The organism is Delftia sp. PX-1, assembly GCF_055797465.1.
The window spans coordinates 5369249-5386592 of the sequence record NZ_CP184763.1 but is presented as its reverse complement, the minus strand read 5'-3'; the positions used below and the strand labels follow the sequence as shown (position 1 = coordinate 5386592).

At 65.0% G+C, this 17344-nt stretch carries 19 protein-coding genes; 12 read left to right on the top strand and 7 right to left on the bottom strand.

The window, feature by feature from the left end:
• Positions 1 to 20: 20 nt before the first annotated feature.
• Together dnaK and grpE are read right to left on the bottom strand one after the other, a co-directional pair.
• Positions 21 to 1970, bottom strand: a complete 1950-nt coding sequence (gene dnaK / locus ACN20X_RS24620; RefSeq protein ID WP_016447758.1) for a molecular chaperone DnaK — start codon at positions 1968 to 1970, stop codon at positions 21 to 23.
• A 114-nt stretch (positions 1971 to 2084) separates the two neighbouring features.
• Positions 2085 to 2630, bottom strand: a complete 546-nt coding sequence (gene grpE, locus ACN20X_RS24615; protein WP_016447757.1) for a nucleotide exchange factor GrpE — start codon at positions 2628 to 2630, stop codon at positions 2085 to 2087.
• Between the two features lie 302 nt (positions 2631 to 2932).
• Here grpE and rpsF point away from each other — a divergent pair, with 302 nt between their 5' ends.
• The 5 genes from rpsF to dnaB all read left to right on the top strand — a co-directional run bounded on the left by rpsF (position 2933) and on the right by dnaB (position 5946).
• Positions 2933 to 3295, top strand: a complete 363-nt coding sequence (gene rpsF / locus ACN20X_RS24610) for a 30S ribosomal protein S6 (protein WP_012207028.1) — start codon at positions 2933 to 2935, stop codon at positions 3293 to 3295.
• Between the two features lie 26 nt (positions 3296 to 3321).
• Positions 3322 to 3612 (top strand): primosomal replication protein N, encoded by a 291-nt coding sequence (gene priB, locus ACN20X_RS24605; protein ID WP_017405358.1) that lies wholly within the window; start codon positions 3322 to 3324, stop codon positions 3610 to 3612.
• Positions 3613 to 3630: 18 nt separating this feature from the next.
• The gene (rpsR, locus tag ACN20X_RS24600; protein WP_012207026.1) at positions 3631 to 3912 is read left to right on the top strand and encodes a 30S ribosomal protein S18; all 282 of its coding nucleotides are present in this window, start codon (positions 3631 to 3633) and stop codon (positions 3910 to 3912) included.
• Between the two features lie 12 nt (positions 3913 to 3924).
• Complete coding sequence (rplI, locus tag ACN20X_RS24595; protein WP_016447755.1) at positions 3925 to 4377, top strand: 50S ribosomal protein L9; 453 nt, start codon at positions 3925 to 3927, stop codon at positions 4375 to 4377.
• 132 nt (positions 4378 to 4509) lie between these two features.
• Positions 4510 to 5946 carry a replicative DNA helicase gene (dnaB, locus tag ACN20X_RS24590; RefSeq protein ID WP_016447754.1) on the top strand — a complete coding sequence of 479 codons (1437 nt, stop codon included), beginning with the start codon at positions 4510 to 4512 and terminating at the stop codon, positions 5944 to 5946.
• 75 nt (positions 5947 to 6021) lie between these two features.
• On the opposite strand, the gene ACN20X_RS24585 is transcribed toward dnaB, so the two are convergent.
• From ACN20X_RS24585 to ACN20X_RS24570, 4 genes are all read right to left on the bottom strand, one after another.
• Positions 6022 to 6420 carry a hypothetical protein gene (locus ACN20X_RS24585; RefSeq protein WP_016447753.1) on the bottom strand — a complete coding sequence of 133 codons (399 nt, stop codon included), beginning with the start codon at positions 6418 to 6420 and terminating at the stop codon, positions 6022 to 6024.
• A gap of 3 nt (positions 6421 to 6423) precedes the next feature.
• Positions 6424 to 8235 carry a PhoH family protein gene (locus tag ACN20X_RS24580; RefSeq protein WP_047217378.1) on the bottom strand — a complete coding sequence of 604 codons (1812 nt, stop codon included), beginning with the start codon at positions 8233 to 8235 and terminating at the stop codon, positions 6424 to 6426.
• A 176-nt stretch (positions 8236 to 8411) separates the two neighbouring features.
• Positions 8412 to 8897, bottom strand: coding sequence for a peroxiredoxin (locus ACN20X_RS24575; RefSeq protein ID WP_012207021.1), 486 nt, complete (start codon positions 8895 to 8897; stop codon positions 8412 to 8414).
• A 138-nt stretch (positions 8898 to 9035) separates the two neighbouring features.
• Positions 9036 to 9404, bottom strand: a complete 369-nt coding sequence (locus ACN20X_RS24570) for an Mth938-like domain-containing protein (RefSeq protein ID WP_017407848.1) — start codon at positions 9402 to 9404, stop codon at positions 9036 to 9038.
• 171 nt (positions 9405 to 9575) lie between these two features.
• On the opposite strand from ACN20X_RS24570, the gene ACN20X_RS24565 reads away from it, so the two are divergent.
• From ACN20X_RS24565 to ACN20X_RS24535, 7 genes are all read left to right on the top strand, one after another.
• Positions 9576 to 10811: a pyridoxal phosphate-dependent aminotransferase gene (locus ACN20X_RS24565; RefSeq protein ID WP_016447750.1), complete on the top strand. Its 1236-nt coding sequence runs from the start codon at positions 9576 to 9578 to the stop codon at positions 10809 to 10811.
• A gap of 110 nt (positions 10812 to 10921) precedes the next feature.
• The gene (locus ACN20X_RS24560) at positions 10922 to 12271 is read left to right on the top strand and encodes a homoserine dehydrogenase (RefSeq protein WP_016447749.1); all 1350 of its coding nucleotides are present in this window, start codon (positions 10922 to 10924) and stop codon (positions 12269 to 12271) included.
• Positions 12272 to 12411: 140 nt separating this feature from the next.
• On the top strand, positions 12412 to 13839 hold the full coding sequence (thrC, locus tag ACN20X_RS24555; protein ID WP_016447748.1) for a threonine synthase: 1428 nt from the start codon (positions 12412 to 12414) through the stop codon (positions 13837 to 13839).
• 46 nt (positions 13840 to 13885) lie between these two features.
• Entirely contained in the window at positions 13886 to 14446 is a 561-nt protein-coding gene (mobB, locus tag ACN20X_RS24550) for a molybdopterin-guanine dinucleotide biosynthesis protein B (protein WP_016447747.1), read from the top strand.
• Positions 14447 to 14456: 10 nt separating this feature from the next.
• Positions 14457 to 15692, top strand: coding sequence for a molybdopterin molybdotransferase MoeA (locus tag ACN20X_RS24545; protein ID WP_280047642.1), 1236 nt, complete (start codon positions 14457 to 14459; stop codon positions 15690 to 15692).
• On the top strand, positions 15689 to 15964 hold the full coding sequence (gene moaD / locus ACN20X_RS24540; RefSeq protein WP_013801032.1) for a molybdopterin converting factor subunit 1: 276 nt from the start codon (positions 15689 to 15691) through the stop codon (positions 15962 to 15964). The genes ACN20X_RS24545 and moaD overlap by 4 nt, the downstream gene beginning before the upstream one ends.
• A 5-nt stretch (positions 15965 to 15969) precedes the next feature.
• Entirely contained in the window at positions 15970 to 16323 is a 354-nt protein-coding gene (locus ACN20X_RS24535) for a recombinase family protein (RefSeq protein WP_017404077.1), read from the top strand.
• On the opposite strand, the gene dapA is transcribed toward ACN20X_RS24535, so the two are convergent.
• Entirely contained in the window at positions 16269 to 17204 is a 936-nt protein-coding gene (dapA, locus tag ACN20X_RS24530; RefSeq protein WP_016451198.1) for a 4-hydroxy-tetrahydrodipicolinate synthase, read from the bottom strand. The two genes, ACN20X_RS24535 and dapA, sit on opposite strands and share 55 nt — an antisense overlap.
• Positions 17205 to 17344 lie beyond the last annotated feature (140 nt).

The following is a 17344-nucleotide window of genomic DNA, read 5'->3' as shown; positions in this document are numbered from 1 at the left end:
CAAGGGACCACGCGCTGGGTTCAGTCCTTCTTGACTTCCTTGACTTCGGCGTCGACGACGTTGTCGTCAGCGGCTGCAGCACCGGCCGAGGCGCCTGCAGCACCGGCGGCTGCTGCGGCGGCGGCTGCCTCGGGGGCGCCCGCTGCCTGTGCATCGGCGTACATCTTCTCGCCGAGCTTCTGGCTGACCGTCATCAGCGCCGTGGTCTTGGCGTCGATGGCGTCCTTGTCCTCGCCCTTGAGCGCTTCTTCCAGGTCCTTGACGGCGCTCTCGATGGCGGTCTTCTCGCCAGCGTCGAGCTTGTCGCCATGCTCGCCCAGGCTCTTCTTGACGCTGTGCACGGCAGCCTCGCCCTGGTTGCGGGCCTGGACCAGTTCCAGCTTCTTCTTGTCGTCGGCGGCGTTCAGCTCGGCGTCCTTGACCATCTTCTGGATCTCTTCCTCGGACAGGCCGGAGTTCGCCTTGATGGTGATCTTGTTTTCCTTGCCCGATGCCTTGTCCTTGGCGGACACGTTCAGGATGCCGTTGGCGTCGATGTCAAAGGCCACTTCGATCTGGGGCACGCCACGCGCGGCCGGCGGGATGCCTTCGAGGTTGAACTCGCCCAGCATCTTGTTGCCCGAAGCCATTTCGCGCTCGCCCTGGAACACCTTGATCGTCACGGCAGGCTGGTTGTCGTCGGCCGTCGAGAAGGTCTGTGCGAACTTCGTCGGGATGGTGGTGTTCTTGGTGATCATCTTGGTCATCACGCCACCCAGCGTCTCGATGCCCAGCGACAGCGGTGTCACGTCCAGCAGCAGCACGTCCTTGCGGTCACCCGACAGAACCTGGCCCTGCACGGCGGCGCCCACGGCCACGGCTTCGTCGGGGTTCACGTCCTTGCGGGGATCCTTGCCGAAGAATTCCTTGACCTTTTCCTGCACCTTGGGCATGCGGGTCATGCCGCCGACCAGGATGACGTCATCGATGTCGGACACGGACACGCCTGCGTCCTTGATGGCCGTGCGGCAGGGCGCAATGGTGCGCTCGATCAGGTCCTCGACCAGGCTTTCCAGCTTGGCGCGGGTCAGCTTGATGTTCAGGTGCTTGGGACCCGAGGCATCGGCCGTGATGTAGGGCAGGTTGATGTCGGTCTGGGCCGAGTTCGACAGCTCGATCTTGGCCTTCTCGGCGGCTTCCTTCAGGCGCTGCAGGGCCAGCACGTCCTTGGACAGATCGACGCCCTGTTCCTTCTTGAACTCGGTGATGATGTAGTCGATGATGCGCTGGTCGAAGTCTTCGCCGCCCAGGAAGGTGTCGCCGTTGGTCGACAGCACTTCGAACTGCTTTTCGCCGTCCACATCGGCGATTTCGATGATGGACACGTCGAAGGTGCCGCCGCCCAGGTCATACACGGCGATCTTGCGGTCGCCCTTGTCGGTCTTGTCCAGGCCGAAGGCCAGGGCCGCCGCCGTGGGTTCGTTGATGATGCGCTTGACTTCCAGGCCGGCGATGCGGCCGGCGTCCTTGGTGGCCTGGCGCTGGGCGTCGTTGAAGTAAGCGGGCACGGTGATCACGGCCTCGGTCACGGGCTCGCCCAGGTAGTCCTCGGCGGTCTTCTTCATCTTGCGCAGCACTTCGGCGGAAATCTGCGGCGGGGCCAGCTTCTGGCCGCGCACTTCCACCCAGGCGTCGCCGTTGTCGGCGCGCGAGATGGTGTAGGGCATCAGGTCGATGTCCTTTTGCACTTCCTTCTCGTCGAACTTGCGGCCGATCAGGCGCTTGGCGGCATAGATAGTGTTGCGGGGGTTGGTGACCGCCTGGCGCTTGGCCGAGGCGCCGACGAGGATCTCGCCGTCTTCCTGGTACGCAATGATCGACGGCGTGGTGCGCGCACCTTCGCTGTTCTCGATCACGCGCGTGGTGTTGCCGTCCATGATGGCCACGCAGCTATTGGTGGTGCCCAGGTCAATACCGATGATTTTTCCCATTTTGAGTTCTCTCCGCGTTCTGTGAAATGTTTGAATGACTGCTAACTTGTGGCCGGCTCGCGCAGCTTCAAGGGGCTTGTCCCCTTTTTTGTCAGTGCTGCCGTGAGTGCCCGCTTACTGGGGCTGGGCCACGGTCACGAGGGCCGGGCGCAGGATGCGGTCGGCGATCAGGTAGCCCTTTTGCAGCACCGACACCACGGTGTTGGCTTCCTGCTGTGCAGGCACCATGCTGATCGCCTGGTGCAGGTTGGGGTCGAATTTCTCGCCGGCAGCCGGATTGATGGTCACGACCTTGTTGCGCTCAAGGGCCGAGGTCAGCTGGCGCAGCGTGGCGTCGGCGCCTTCGCGCAGCTGTTCCGGCGTGGCCTGTTGAATGGCCAGGGCGGCATCCAGGCTGTCGCAGACAGGCAGAAGGCTTTCGGCAAAGCTCTCGATGCCGAATTTGCGCGCCTTGGAGACTTCGTCTTCCGCGCGGCGGCGCACATTCTCGGCCTCGGCCTTGGCGCGCAGGAACTGGTCTGCCAGCTCGGCGCTCTTGGCCTTGAGTTCGGCCAGCTCGGCCTGCAGGCGCTGCAGCTCGTCGGCTGCATTGGCCGCCATGGCGGCTTCGATTTCTTCCGGGGCTGCGTCTTGCAAGGGGTTGGAGTTTTGTTCAGACATGGATAGAGACTTCAGCTACAAAACAAAGCGGTCGCCAGACTGGAGGCCAGGCGATTGCACGATCTTGAATCGAGATGCGAGCGGATCGGTGTATTTTCAAGGGCTTTGTGCATGTGCATCCGCGCGGCAGAGGTACACGGTGAGGGCAAAAGCCGGGCGACGGGGCAAAAGCCCCACACAGATCCGGGGTCTCGGGCAGTGCGAAGTGTACAGATGGAAGAGGGCTGCGCTAGAATCCAATGCTTTGCCTTGCCGCACCGCTACAAGACGCAGTGGGCGGCGTTTTCCCAAAAGGAGTCGATATGCGTCATTACGAAATCGTTTTGTTGATCCACCCGGATCAGAGCGAGCAGGTTCCCGCCATGCTGGAACGCTACAAGGGCATGATCACCGCTGGCGGTGGCAAGGTCCATCGCGAAGAAGACTGGGGCCGTCGCCAACTGGCTTACATGATCAACAAGCTCGCCAAGGCCCACTACCTGTGCCTGAACATCGAAGCCGACCAGGCTGTGATGGCTGAGCTGGAGCATGCCTTCAAGTTCAACGATGCCGTGCTGCGTCACCTGACGGTTCAGAAGAAGAAGGCCGATACGGCTCCTTCCTCGATGATGAAGACCGTCGAGCGTGAAGAGGCCCGCAAGGCCAGCCAGACCGAACAGGCCTGAGCCCAGCCCTGTCAGAACCTGAAGGAGTGGAGAACCACGTTGTACTGACGGCCGCCATCGCAGAGCTTCAAGCACTGCGCTACACGCCGGCAGGGCTGCCAGCCCTTGAACTGCGACTCGAGCATGCGTCGCGGCAGAAAGAGGCGGGAGGCGAGCGCAGCGTGACGGCATCTGTCAAGGCGGTGGCCTTTGGCGCGCTGGCTGAAAAGCTGGCCCGCCAGGCGCTCGGCAGCCAGTGGAAGTTCCAAGGCTTCCTGGCAACGCCCCGCAACGGCAAATTGCTGGTTCTTCACATCCAGGACATTCAACAAAACTAATTTTCAAGAGGTCCAGAAATGGCCACGTTCAAGAAATTCAACAAGGACAAGCGCCCCAAGCGCAACACGCAGTCGCTGCTGTTCAAGCGCAAGCGCTTCTGCCGCTTCACCGTCGCCGGCGTCGAAGAAATCGACTACAAGGATGTGGACACCCTGCGTGACTTCATCGGTGAAAACGGCAAGATCGTCCCCGCTCGCCTGACCGGCACGCGCGCCATCTACCAGCGTCAGTTGAACACTGCCATCAAGCGCGCCCGCTTCCTGGCTCTGGTTCCTTACTCTGACCAGCACAAGATCTAAGGAATACAACCCATGCAAGTCATTCTGCTCGACAAGGTTGTGAACCTCGGTGGCCTCGGCGATATCGTCAAGGTCAAGGACGGCTACGCCCGCAACTTCCTGATCCCCACGGGCGCTGCCCGTCGCGCCACGGCTTCCGCCAAGGCCGAGTTCGAAGCCAAGCGCGCCGAACTGGAAAAGCAAGCGGCTGAAAAGCTGGCTGCTGCCCAGCAACTGGGCGAAAAGCTCAACGGCGTGAACGTCAAGCTGACCCAGAAGGCTGGCGTTGACGGCCGCCTGTTCGGTTCGGTGACCAATGCCGACATCGCCGAAGAACTGACCAAGGCCGGCTTCGCCGTTGCCAAGTCGCAAGTTCGCCTGGTCAACGGTCCCATCAAGACCGTGGGCGACGCCACCGTGGTCGTGGCACTGCACACCGACGTCAGCGTCGAAGTGTCGGTGTCGGTCTACGGCGACCACTCCTGATCCGAGGCTTGTCCCGTATCACCAAAAAGCCGCCTTCGGGCGGCTTTTTGCTTTGCCGCGCCCGGGTGATGACGCCGGGTGGCGCGGCCTTTTGCCAGCCGCTACGATGGCGGGCTCATCTCCAGGAATTCCATGTCGTCCGTAATGCCCCCGCTCGATCTCGATGATGCGTTCGCACCGCTGCTGCCCGCTGGCGACCAGCAGGTCGCGCAGTTGCGCGTGCCGCCGCATTCGATGGAGTCCGAGTCCAGCGTGCTGGGTGGCCTGCTTCTGGACAACAGTGCCTGGGACCGCGTGGGCGATCTGCTGGTGGATGGTGATTTCTACCGCCATGAGCACAAGCTGATTTACGAGGCCATCGGCAAGCTGATCAATGCCAGCAAGCCGGCCGACGTGATCACGGTGTACGAGCATTTGCAGGGCATGGGCAAGGCCGAGGAAATTGGCGGCCTGCTGTACCTGAACCAGCTGGCGCAGTACGTGCCCAGTGCCACCAACATCCGGCGCTACGCGGAGATCGTGCGCGAGCGCTCCATCCTGCGCAAGCTGGTGACGGCCAGTGATGACATCGCCACCAATGCCTTCAATCCGCAGGGCAAGACGGTGGACCGCATCCTTGACGAGGCCGAGCAGAAGATCCTGGCCATCGGTGAGGAGGGGGCGCGCAACAAGCAGGGCTTCCAGTCGCTCGACACGCTGGTGGTGGACCTGCTGGACCGTGTCCAGGAGATGGCCGACAACCCCATGGACGTGACCGGCGTGCCCACGGGCTTCGTCGATCTGGACCGCATGACCAGTGGCCTGCAGGCTGGCGACTTGGTGGTGCTGGCCGCACGCCCCTCGATGGGCAAGACCTCGTTTGCGGTGAATATCGCCGAGCACGTGGCGCTCAACGAAGGCCTGCCGGTCGCCATTTTCTCCATGGAAATGGGCGCGGCCCAGCTGGCGGTGCGTATCGTCGGCTCCATCGGCCGCGTCAACCAGGGCAATCTGCGCACGGGCAAGCTCAACGATGACGAGTGGCCGCGTCTGACGGAAGCCATCGAGCGGCTGCGCACGGTGTCCCTGCACATCGACGAGACACCGGGCCTGTCCCCCACGGAGCTGCGCGCCAATGCGCGGCGCCTGGCGCGCACCTGTGGCAAGCTGGGTCTGATCGTGGTGGACTATTTGCAGCTGATGAGCGGCTCGGGCTCGGCTGCCAGTTCCGACAACCGTGCGACCGAGCTGGGCGAGATTTCGCGGGGCTTGAAGATGCTGGCCAAGGAGTTGCAGTGCCCGGTGATTGCCCTGTCCCAGCTCAACCGTTCGGTGGAGCAGCGCACCGACAAGCGCCCCATGATGTCCGACCTGCGCGAATCGGGCGCCATCGAGCAGGATGCCGACATCATCATGTTCATCTACCGCGATGACTACTACAACAAGGACAGCAAAGAGCCCAACATTGCCGAAGTCATCATCGGCAAGCAGCGTAACGGCCCGACCGGCACGGTCAAGCTGTTCTTCCAGAAAAACCAGACGCGCTTCGAGAACCTGGCCGTGGGCTACGGTGGTGGCGACGAGTACTGATTGCAGCACTTGGCTTTCAGGCTTTCCATGAAAAACGGCCCCGAGGGGCCGTTTGGTTTTTTTGCAGTGGGCGGTCTATGTACGCCAGGCATGGATCAGCAGACCTGCCACGCAGGCGCCGAGGATGGCGCAGGCCCAGGCCAGCCGCTGGGCGCCCGTGCGCAGCGCACCCACGGTGGCCACGATCTGGGCATTCTGCTCGGCCAGCTTCTCGATCAGTTCCAGCGACTGGCGCTGTGACTGCTCCAGCTGCGTGATGCGGGCTTCCTGGGCCTGGATCAGCAGCAGAGCCTGTTCGCCAGCCGAGCGCGGGGCTGCCAGCGGCTCGCCGGCTGCAGCCGGCTGCGCGCCGACCGCCTGCTCCGCATCCTTTTTGCGCAGCAGGCTCTTGGCTGCCTTGACGACCTGGGGGGTGGCCTCGATGACATCGCCCCAGGGCACCAGCTTCAGCGCCGTGATCCAGCTGATCGCCATGGCTTACAGCACCTCGCTGGCGAAGTCGGCCAGGCGCGAGCGTTCGCCGCGCGCCAGCGTGATGTGGCCGCTGTGGGGCCAGCCCTTGAAGCGGTCCACGGCGTAGGTCAGTCCCGACGATCCCTCGGTCAGGTAGGGCGTGTCGATCTGCGCCAGATTGCCCATGCAGATGATCTTGGTGCCGGGGCCGGCGCGCGTGATCAGGGTCTTCATCTGCTTGGGCGTCAGGTTCTGGGCCTCGTCGATGATGACGTACTTGTTCAGGAAGGTGCGGCCGCGCATGAAGTTCATGCTCTTGATCTTGATGCGGCTGCGGATCAGCTCGTTGGTGGCGGCGCGGCCCCATTCGCCGGCATTGCCGCCATCGCCCTTGGCCAGGAATTCGAGGTTGTCGTCGAGGGCGCCCATCCAGGGGCCCATCTTCTCTTCCTCGGTGCCGGGCAGGAAGCCGATGTCCTCACCCACGCTGACCGTGGCGCGCGTCATGATGATCTCGGTGTAGCGGCGGTCGTCCAGCACCTGGGACAGGCCGGCGGCCAGGGCTAGCAGGGTCTTGCCCGTGCCGGCCGTGCCGGTCAGCGTGACCAGGTCGATGTCCGGGTTCATCAACAGGTTCATCGCGAAGTTCTGTTCGCGGTTGCGCGCCGTGACGCCCCAGACGGCGTACTTGGGATTGCCGAAGTCCTTGAGCGTCTTGAGCACGGCCGTCTTGTCGCGGATCTCGGTCACGCGCATGAACAGGCTGGGCTCGCCCGGTGCCTCGTGGTAGACGAACTGGTTGATCATCAGCTGGTCGACGATGGCGCCGCTGATGCGGTAGTAGGTGATGGCGCCTTCCTGCCAGCTTTCGACGTTCTTGCCGGCCTTGGCCCAGAAGTCCTGGGGCAGGGCCAGGGCGCCTGCGTACAGCAGGTCGCCGTCGTCCAGTACCTTGTCGTTCTGGTAGTCCTCGGCCGCAAGGCCCAGGGCGCGTGCCTTGACGCGCATGTTGATGTCCTTGGACACCAGCACGACTTCACGCTCGCTGAACTTCTTGCGCAGCGCGGCGACCACGCCCAGGATCTGGTTGTCCGCCTTGCCCTGGGGCAGGCTGTCGGGCAGCGAGGTCTCCAGCGGTTCTGTCTGGAAATACAGCATGCCGGTGGCGCTGCGCTGGCCCGTGGCATTCAGCGGCAGGCCCTTGTCCAGCGTCTCGGAGGGCTGGGAGGCGACCAGTGAATCCAGCGTGCGGCTGACCTGGCGGCCGTTGCGCGCCACTTCGGTCATTCCCTTCTTGTGGCCGTCGAGCTCTTCCAGCACCACCATGGGCAGGAAGATGTCGTGCTCCTCGAAGCGGAACAGGCTGGTCGGGTCGTGCAGCAGCACGTTGGTGTCGAGCACGAACAGCGTCTTCGGGCCTGTGCGCGTGCGGCGTGGGCGAACCGGCGCTGCCAGCAGTGCTGCCGGCTTGGCTTCCGTGGCCGACCTGTTGGCCGACCGGGTGCTGGACGGCGCTGCCGTTGCGTTGGAATTGTCGGTTGCACGGCGCTGCCTATGGGCCGGGGCTGCAGTCGCGGCCGCAGGAGCCGGTGCCGGTGATGCGGGCTTGGCGTTGCGGCCGCGTGCCGGTGCGGGCTTTGCGGCTGTGACGGTGGTGTTGGAGGCGGAGGCCGGGGCCGGCTTGCGCTTGCGTGGCGCGGCGGCAGCTACGGCCTCGACTGCATCGGGAAGATCGTCAGCGGGCAGGGGGTCTGCGTGCTGGGCACCGCGCACGGGAAGAAAGGCTTCGGGGGAGAGCTTGGCGGCACGGCGGCCGGGTGCGGGGGGCAGGGGCATGGTGGACGAACCGTTCCTCAACAAGGATCAAAAAGCACAAAGCCGCCTGGAAACCGAGGCGGCTTTGGAGGGGTGACAGGGAAAAGCGTCTTTGCTAAGAGGCATTGCCCCATTATGCATAGGCGGACGGCCTGAATATGTCGGCCGGCACTCTGTCACCTGTCGGATTGTTGCTATCAGGCAGCCTGCTTCAATGCCTTCAGGGTCTTGACAGCCTTGAGCACCTCGTCAACGTGGCCGGGAACCTTCAGGCCGCGCCATTCCTGCACCAGCAGGCCATCGGCTCCGACCAGGAAGGTGGAGCGCTCGATGCCCTTCACCTTCTTGCCGTACATGATCTTGTTCTTGACCACGCCGAACATGTGGCACATCTTCTCTTCCGTATCGGCGATCAGCTCGAACGGCAGTTCCAGCTTTTCCTTGAAGTCGTCGTGCGACTTCATGTTGTCGCGCGAGACGCCAAACACGGTGGCGCCAGCTTTCACGAAGTCCTTGTACTTGTCGCGGAACTGCATGGCTTCGGTGGTGCAGCCAGGCGTATTGTCCTTGGGGTAGAAATACAGGATCAGAATCTGGCCCGTGTGGGAGGTGTTGGTCACCTTGATCCCGCCGGTAGCGTTGGCTTCAAATTCGGGAAGGGGTTTGTTGACAACGATCGCCATGCGCTTATATCTCTCGGGTGTAGTCGTTGAAATGCCGAGGGCCGTGTTTGTGTTTTTGCTTTTATCGGAAATGCCCCCAACCGCAACCTGCAATTTTACCCTGAAAACGGAATTTCTCCCAATCAGGGGGGCAGGAGTCTACTCCAAGAGTAGGGCCGCGACGACGTTACGGCCTTCGCTGGCAAGGATGTTGTAGGTGCGACACGCGGCCTGCGTATCCATGCTTTCCAGGCCGATGCGTCGGGCCATGAGCGGGCGCAGCCAGGCCGCTGGCGGGAAGCGGTTGCGCTGGCCGCTGCCCAGGATGATGACCTCTGCATCCAGCTGGGACAGGGCCTCGAAATGCTCAGGCGTCAGGTCTTCGAAGCGGGCGCAGTCCCAGGCCTGGCGCAGGCCTTTGGCGCCGACAAGCAGGCTGTGTTCGAACTTTTCCCGGTCCACGGCGACCCAGCCGGGGCCATAGCCCGTGATGCTCTGTGCTTCGGATTTGTCGGCGTGGAATTTCATGGATGAGGGTGGCGCGGTCTGCGCGATGGGGGTGGCCGCCACATGGGTCGGGGCCAGGGCGATGCTGCATTGCGGAACTGTGGTCAAATTATAGGTTTCACCAGGGTGCATGGGGCACTTTGGCGTGCATGAAGGCCGCAAGCCCGCGCCGGCCACTTTCATATTCTCAGCATGAAAACCGTTCTCAAATCCGCAAAACTAGCCAACGTCTGTTATGACATCCGCGGGCCCATCATGGACGCGGCCAAGAAGATGGAAGAGGACGGCCAGAAGATCATCAAGCTCAATATCGGCAATCTGGCCGTGTTCGGCTTCGACGCTCCTGAGGAAGTGCAGCAGGACATGATCCGCAACCTGCCCAATTCGGCAGGCTACTCGGACAGCAAGGGCATCTTCGCGGCGCGCAAGGCCGTGATGCATGAGACCCAGCGCCAGGGCATCCTGGGCGTGACGCTGGACGATATCTACCTGGGCAATGGCGCATCCGAGCTGATCAGCCTGGCCACGAACGCGCTGCTGGACGACGGCGACGAGATGCTGCTGCCGGCGCCCGACTATCCGCTGTGGACCGCCGTCACCAGCCTGTCCGGCGGCACGCCCGTGCACTATATGTGCGACGAGTCCAACGGCTGGATGCCCGATCTGGACGACATCCGCGCCAAGATCACGCCGCGCACCAAGGGCATCGTCGTCATCAACCCCAACAATCCGACAGGTGCCCTGTACAGCAAGCAGCTGCTGCAAAGCATCGTGGCGCTGGCCCGCGAGCATGGCCTGGTGATCTTCGCCGACGAGGTCTATGACAAGGTGCTCTACGACGACGTCGTGCATACGCCGCTGGCCAGCCTGTCCACCGATGTGCTGACGCTGACCTTCAACTCGCTGTCCAAGGCCTATCGCAGCTGCGGCTACCGCGCCGGCTGGATGGTGGTCTCGGGCGACAAGAAGGCGGCCAAGGACTATATCGAGGGCCTGAACATGCTCTCCAACATGCGCCTGTGCGCCAATGTGCCTGGCCAATGGGCCGTGCAGACGGCGCTGGGCGGGCATCAGAGCATCGACGAGCTGGTGCAGGAAGGCGGCCGGCTGCGCGTGCAGCGCGACCTGGCCTACCAACTGATCACCGAAATCCCCGGCGTGAGCTGCGTCAAGCCGCAGGCCGCGCTGTACATGTTCCCGCGCCTGGACCCCGAGATCTACCCGATCAAGGATGACCAGGCGTTCTTCCTGGAAGTGCTGCAGGAAACCAAGGTCATGCTGGTGCAGGGAACAGGCTTCAACTGGCCGCACCCCGACCATTTCCGCATCGTCTTCCTGCCGCACGACACCGACCTGCGCGAGGCCATCCGCCGCCTCGCCGTGTTCCTCGAGAAATACCGCAAGCGCCACGGCACGGACCGCGGCTGAGCTGTGCGGGGGCCGGCGGGGGAGAGGGCCTTGCGCCGACCATCGCTTTTTACCGGCTGCCGGCGCGCACCCTCTGGGCGCCGCAGCATTTTTTGACTGGCAAGTAGTTTATGAAACCGATCCAAGTAGGCCTTCTGGGCATTGGCACCGTGGGCAGCGGCACCTTCAACGTGCTGCAGCGCAACCAGGAAGAGATCCGCCGCCGCGCGGGCCGCGGTATTGAGATTGCCATGGTGGCCGACCTGGATACTGAACGCGCACGCTCCGTCGTGGGCGACACGGCCAAGGTGGTCGGCGATGCGCGCGAGATCATCGCCAACCCCGAGATCGACGTGGTGATCGAGCTGATCGGCGGCTACGGCATTGCCAAGGCCCTGGTGCTGGAGGCCATTGCCGCCGGCAAGCATGTGGTCACGGCCAACAAGGCCTTGCTGGCCGTGCATGGCAGCGAAATCTTCAAGGCCGCCGCCGAGAAGGGCGTGATGGTGGCCTACGAAGCGGCCGTGGCCGGTGGCATTCCCATCATCAAGGCGCTGCGCGAAGGCCTGACGGCCAACCAGATCCAGTGGGTGGCCGGCATCATCAACGGCACGACCAACTTCATTCTGTCCGAGATGCGCGACAAGGGCCTGGACTTCGACGTGGTGCTCAAGGAGGCCCAGCGCCTGGGCTATGCCGAAGCCGATCCGACCTTCGACATCGAAGGCGTGGACGCCGCCCACAAGGTCACGCTGATGAGCGCCATCGCCTTCGGCATTCCCGTGCAGTTCGACAAGGCGCATGTGGAAGGCATCACCAAGCTGTCTGCGGCCGACATCAAGTACGCCGAGCAACTGGGCTACCGCATCAAGCTGCTGGGCATCACCAAGCGCACGGACAAGGGCATCGAGCTGCGCGTGCACCCCAGCCTGGTGCCGACCAAGCGCCTGATCGCCAACGTGGAAGGCGCGATGAACGCCGTCGTCGTCCATGGCGACGCCGTGGGCACGACGCTGTACTACGGCAAGGGCGCGGGCTCCGAGCCCACGGCCAGCGCCGTGATTGCCGACCTGGTGGACATTGCCCGCCTGCACACGGCCGACCCCGAGCACCGCGTGCCCCCGCTGGCCTTCCAGTCGAACACGCTGGTCGCCGCAGGTGGCGAGCTGCCCGTGCTGCCCATGAGCGAGGTGGTCACCAGCTACTACCTGCGCATCCGCGTGGCCGACGAAGCCGGCGTGCTGGCCAAGATCACCAGCATCCTCGCCGGTGCCGGCATCAGCATCGATGCCCTGCTGCAGCGCGAGGCTGGCGAGGTGAGCGGCGACAGCGAAGGCAGCCAGGGCGTGCCGCAGACCGACCTGATCATCCTGACCCACGCCACGCGCGAAGGCGACATGGATGCTGCCCTGGCGCAGATCCAGCAGTTGCCCACGGTGCTGGCCCCTATCAACCGCATCCGCAAGGAAGAGTTGAACTAAGACACCCCCTGAGCGGCTGCGCCGCTTCCCCCTCTCTCGCACGCGGGAGGGGGACGACGCCCTCGCTGCGGGGCGGCCCTTGCTCGGCATCCCTGGCATCGGCCGCGCCCCGTCTCACAGAATACTGACGAGGAAGCGACATGCTTTATCTTTCCACGCGCGGCCACGCGGACCGCAAGCGCTTTTGCGACATCCTGCTCGAGGGCCTGGCGCCCGATGGCGGGCTGTACCTGCCCGAGCGCTATCCGCAGATCGATGCCGCCCGCCTGGGCGAGCTGCGCAGCATCTACAAGGAGCAGGGCTACGCGGCCCTGGCCTTCGAGATCCTGAGCCTGTACATCGACGACATCCCGGCCGAGGATCTGCGCGCCCTGTGCGCCAAGACCTATACGCAGCAGGTTTTCGGCACGGCCGAGATCACGCCGCTGCGCCCGCTGGAAGACGGCCTGTGGCTCGAAGCCCTGTCCAACGGCCCCACGCTGGCCTTCAAGGACATGGCCATGCAGCTGCTGGGCAACCTGTTCGAGTACGAACTGGGCCGCCGTGGCGAGGAGCTGAACATCCTGGGCGCCACCAGCGGCGATACCGGCAGCGCGGCCGAGTACGCCATGCGCGGCAAAAAGGGCGTGCGCGTGTTCATGACCAGCCCGCGCGGCCGCATGAGCCCCTTCCAGCAGGCCCAGATGTTCAGCCTGCAGGACGCCAACATCCACAACATCGCCATCGAAGGCGTGTTCGACGACTGCCAGGACATCGTCAAGGCCGTCTCCAACGACCACGCCTTCAAGGCGAAGTACAAGATCGGCACGGTCAACTCGATCAACTGGGCCCGCCTGCTGGCCCAGGTCGTCTACTACTTCGCCGGCTACCTGCAGGCCACGCAGAGCAATGACCAGAAGGTCAGCTTCACGGTGCCCAGCGGCAACTTCGGCAACATCTGCGCCGGCCATGTGGCGCGCCAGATGGGCCTGCCGATCGAACGCCTGGTGGTGGCGACCAACGAGAACGACGTGCTCGACGAGTTCTTCCGCACGGGCGCCTACGTGGTGCGCGGCAGCGAGCACACCTACGAGACATCGAGCCCCTCGATGGACATCTCCAAGGCCAGCAACTTCGAGCGCTTCGTGTTCGACCTGCTGGGTCGCGATGGACAGGCCACGCGCGAATTGTTCGCCGAGGGCGTGGCACGCCAGGGCCGCTTCGACCTGGGCGGCAACCCGCTGTTCCAGGAAGCTGCTGCCCGCTACGGCTTCGTCAGCGGCAAGAGCACGCATGCCGACCGCCTGGCCACCATCCGCGATACCTTCGAGCGCTTCGGCACCATGATCGACACGCACACGGCCGACGGCGTCAAGGTGGCGCGCGAGCAGCTGCAGGCCGGCGTGCCCATGATCGTGCTGGAGACGGCACTGCCCATCAAGTTCGCCGCCACCATCGAGGAGGCCCTGGGCCGCCTGCCCGATCGCCCGGCCAAGTTCGAAGGCATCGAGGACCTGCCCAAGCGCGTGACCGACTTGCCGGCCGACGCCGAGCAGGTCAAGGCCTACATCGCCCGGCATTGCGACTGATGCCACGGCCGGGCTGTCCGCAGGTCCGCAGCTGGAGTGCATGGCGATGAAGGTCATCGGCTTTGCCGGCTACTCCGGCTCGGGCAAGACCAGCCTGGTGGAGCCCCTGATCACGCTGATGCGTGCGCAGGGGCTCAGCGTTTCGGTGGTCAAGCATGCCCACCACCATTTCGATGTCGATCACGAGGGCAAGGACAGCTGGCGCCACCGCAAGGCGGGTGCCTATGAGGTGGTGCTGGCTTCCGATCGCCGTCTGGCGCTGATGCGCGAATTCCCCCGGCCCACGGAGCTGTCGGTGCACGACATGCTGGCCGAGCTGGACCCCCTCGTGGACTGGGTGCTGGTAGAGGGTTTCAAGCACGCCGACCTGCCCAAGATAGAAATCTGGCGCGAGCAGCCCGAGCGCACCAGCGCCGGCAAGACCCAGGCGCCTTTGTTCCCGCACGATCCCCATGTGCTGGCCGTGGCGACCGATGCGCCGGCCCGCCTGCCCGAGCCGCCGCGCCAGCCCGTGCTGGACCTCAACGCGCCAGCGCAGATACTGCAATGGCTGCTGGATCAGGGGGAGCGCCTGCGCTACCGTGCACCTGACAGCGGCCAAGACTAGGAGAAAAACCATGCGAGCCCCGCTCAAGCCCCTCGATGAAGCGCTGGCCGAACTGCTGGCCCAGGCACTGCCGCTGGCTGGCGATGACACCGTGGACTGCTTTGACGCCGATGGCCGCGTGCTGCGGGTCGACGCCGTCTCGCCGCTGCAGGTGCCGCCCCAGGACAACAGCGCCATGGACGGCTACGCCGTGCGCAGCGCCGAATGCACGCAGGGCAATGCCGAGCTGCCCGTCTCGCAGCGCATCCCCGCAGGCGCCGTGGGCCAGCCGCTGGCCGTGGGCACGGTGGCGCGCATCTTCACGGGGGCTCCGGTGCCCGAAGGTGCCGATGCCATCGTCATGCAGGAAGACTGCGAAGTCCTGGAAGACGGCCGCGTGCGCATCAAGGCGCGGCCCGAGGCCGGGCAATGGATACGCCGCTCGGGCGAGGACATCCGGCGCGGCGCCACCGTCATCGCGGCCGGCACGCGCCTGTCGCCGGCCGAGCTGGGCCTGGCCGCCAGCATCGGCCTGGCCACTTTGCGCGTGGCACGCAAGCCGCGCGTGGCCCTGTTCTCCACGGGCGACGAGCTGGTCATGCCGGGCACCGTGGCGCCCGAGCAGATGCCGCCCGGCAGCATCTACAACAGCAACCGATTCTTCCTTCGCGCCCTGCTGCAGCGCATGGGCTGCGAGGTCACCGACTTCGGCATCGTCCCCGACCGGCGCGAGGCCACTGTGGATGCTTTGCGCGAGGCGGCCTGCGCGCATGACCTGATCCTGACCAGCGGCGGGGTGTCGGTCGGCGAGGAAGACCATGTCAAGCCCGCCGTGCAGGCGCTGGGCCAGCTCGACCTCTGGCAGATCGCGGTCAAGCCCGGCAAGCCCTTCGCCTATGGCCGTGTGAACCGCGAAGGTGAAGGCTTTGCCCACTTCATCGGCCTGCCCGGCAATCCGGTCTCCAGCTTCGTCACCTTTCTCCTGCTGGTGCGCCCCTTCGTGCTGCGCCTGCAGGGCGTGCAGCAGGCGCTGCCACGCTCGGTCGAGGTGCGCGCCGACTTCCATTGGCCGCGCGGGGACAAGCGCCGCGAATTCCTGCGCGTGCGCTACAACGACAGCGGCGGGCTGGAGCTGTTCCGCAACCAGAGTTCGGGCGTGCTGACCTCGGCGGCCTGGGGCGATGGCGTGGTGGACAACCCGCCGGGCCAGGCCATTGCGCCGGGCGACCGGGTGCGCTTCATCGCCTTTTCGGAGCTGCTGTCATGAGCCAGGCCGTCCCCATCGCCATCACCATCACCGTGCGCTATTTCGCCTCCATCCGCGAAGCCCTGGGCACGGGCAGCGAAACCCTGTCCACCGAGGCCGCCACCGTGGGCGCGCTGCGTGAGGAACTGATTGCGCGTGGCGGTGCAGCCGCCGAAGCGCTGGCCCCTGGCAAGGCCGTGCGCATGGCGCTGAACCAGGTCCTGTGCGATGCCGGTGCCGCCATTCGGCAGGGGGACGAGGTGGCTTTCTTCCCCCCCGTGACCGGAGGTTGACCCAAATGACCACCGACAAGCCCGTGGACCAGGCCATCAGCGCACGCACGCGCAAGGCCTTGTCCGAAGCCAAGGCGCGCGGCGTGCAACTGGGCCGCGCAGGCGCAGACAACCTGCGCGCCACCGTGGAAAAGCGCAAATCCACGGCCGATGCCTTTGCCCAGCAGCATGAGGCGCTGTTCGCCGAACTGCAGGCGCGCGGCCTGACGCACCGCGCCATGGCCGCCGAACTCAATGCGCGCGGCATTGCCGCGGCCCGGGGCGGCGAGTGGACGCACGGTCAGGTGCAGCGCATCCTGAACCGCTACGCCGACCTGCGTTCGGCAACACTGTCTGCGGACGGCAGCAGCGGCAGCTGAATCCCGGCCAGCCGCTGCGCCAGCGCGGCCGATGCCGGCTGCATGGGCGCCCGCAGCGTTGCCCGCATTCGGCCCTGCTGCGCCAGCAAGGCCTTGATGGGGGCGGGGTTGGGCTCGGCAAAGCAGGCGGCGATGTGCGGCTGCAGCGGCTGCCACAGCGCACGGGCAGCGGGCAGGTCGCCGCGCTCCAGGCATTGCATCAGCTCGACGAAGTGCCCTGTATGCGCGTGCGCGCTGGCAGCAATCGCTCCCGCGCCGCCCAGGGCCAGCGTGGAAAAGATCTGCGCGTCTTCGCCGGCCAGCACCTGCAGTTGCCCATCGGCGATCAGTGCCTGGGTCTTGGCGGCATCGCCCCCGCAATCCTTGATGGCCACGATGCGCTCATGTGCGGCCAGCGCACGCAGCGTGGCCAGCTCCAGCACCACGCCGGTGCGGTAGGGAATGTCGTAGACGATGACCGGATGGGCGCTGCGCTCGGCAATCGCCGTGAACCACTGCAGCAGGCCTGCCTGCGACGGGCGTATGTAATGCGGCGCGGGCACCAGAATGCCTGCCAGCGGCAGGGCGTTCAGTGCCTGAACGCGGGCCAGCGCATGCCCCAGGTGGCAGTCCGAAACGCCCATGACCACGGGCATGCCCTGGGCCGCTGAGAGGATGGTGGACAGGGCGGCATCGTGCTCCGCTTCGCTCAGCGCGGCGGCCTCGGCGGTCGAGCCGCAGGCCACGTAGCCGGCGATGCCGCTGGCGTTGTAGTGCTGCACCAGGGCGCGCAGCGCCCCGTGGTCCACCGCCGCCTCATCTCCAGGAAGAAAGGGCGTGACCAGCGGAAGCCACAGCCCCTGGAATCGGGCTTGCGGCGAGGTGGTGGAAGGCAAAGACATGGAAGATCCCTTCGGGTGATTCAAACAATGAACGACCGGACGCAGCCACCGGCCAGACCGAGGGCGGAAAGGCAGGCGCCTGAAGGGATGCGGGAAGGGGAGATGGAGGCTGCCGGGCCGGTTCCGTCGCTCATCTGGAC

Bases quoted from the DNA above. Each gene is read 5' to 3' on its own strand.
- dnaK (WP_016447758.1), bottom strand. From the start codon at position 1,970: ATGGGAAAAATCATCGGTATTGACCTGGGCACCACCAATAGCTGCGTG.
- ACN20X_RS24560 (WP_016447749.1), top strand. From the start codon at position 10,922: ATGAAACCGATCCAAGTAGGCCTTCTGGGCATTGGCACCGTGGGCAGC.
- ACN20X_RS24580 (WP_047217378.1), bottom strand. From the start codon at position 8,235: ATGCCCCTGCCCCCCGCACCCGGCCGCCGTGCCGCCAAGCTCTCCCCC.
- ACN20X_RS24535 (WP_017404077.1), top strand. From the start codon at position 15,970: ATGACCACCGACAAGCCCGTGGACCAGGCCATCAGCGCACGCACGCGC.
- rpsR (WP_012207026.1), top strand. From the start codon at position 3,631: ATGGCCACGTTCAAGAAATTCAACAAGGACAAGCGCCCCAAGCGCAAC.
- rplI (WP_016447755.1), top strand. From the start codon at position 3,925: ATGCAAGTCATTCTGCTCGACAAGGTTGTGAACCTCGGTGGCCTCGGC.
- ACN20X_RS24565 (WP_016447750.1), top strand. From the start codon at position 9,576: ATGAAAACCGTTCTCAAATCCGCAAAACTAGCCAACGTCTGTTATGAC.
- rpsF (WP_012207028.1), top strand. From the start codon at position 2,933: ATGCGTCATTACGAAATCGTTTTGTTGATCCACCCGGATCAGAGCGAG.
- grpE (WP_016447757.1), bottom strand. From the start codon at position 2,630: ATGTCTGAACAAAACTCCAACCCCTTGCAAGACGCAGCCCCGGAAGAA.
- ACN20X_RS24575 (WP_012207021.1), bottom strand. From the start codon at position 8,897: ATGGCGATCGTTGTCAACAAACCCCTTCCCGAATTTGAAGCCAACGCT.
- dapA (WP_016451198.1), bottom strand. From the start codon at position 17,204: ATGTCTTTGCCTTCCACCACCTCGCCGCAAGCCCGATTCCAGGGGCTG.
- dnaB (WP_016447754.1), top strand. From the start codon at position 4,510: ATGTCGTCCGTAATGCCCCCGCTCGATCTCGATGATGCGTTCGCACCG.
- thrC (WP_016447748.1), top strand. From the start codon at position 12,412: ATGCTTTATCTTTCCACGCGCGGCCACGCGGACCGCAAGCGCTTTTGC.
- mobB (WP_016447747.1), top strand. From the start codon at position 13,886: ATGAAGGTCATCGGCTTTGCCGGCTACTCCGGCTCGGGCAAGACCAGC.
- ACN20X_RS24545 (WP_280047642.1), top strand. From the start codon at position 14,457: ATGCGAGCCCCGCTCAAGCCCCTCGATGAAGCGCTGGCCGAACTGCTG.
- ACN20X_RS24570 (WP_017407848.1), bottom strand. From the start codon at position 9,404: ATGAAATTCCACGCCGACAAATCCGAAGCACAGAGCATCACGGGCTAT.
- ACN20X_RS24585 (WP_016447753.1), bottom strand. From the start codon at position 6,420: ATGGCGATCAGCTGGATCACGGCGCTGAAGCTGGTGCCCTGGGGCGAT.
- moaD (WP_013801032.1), top strand. From the start codon at position 15,689: ATGAGCCAGGCCGTCCCCATCGCCATCACCATCACCGTGCGCTATTTC.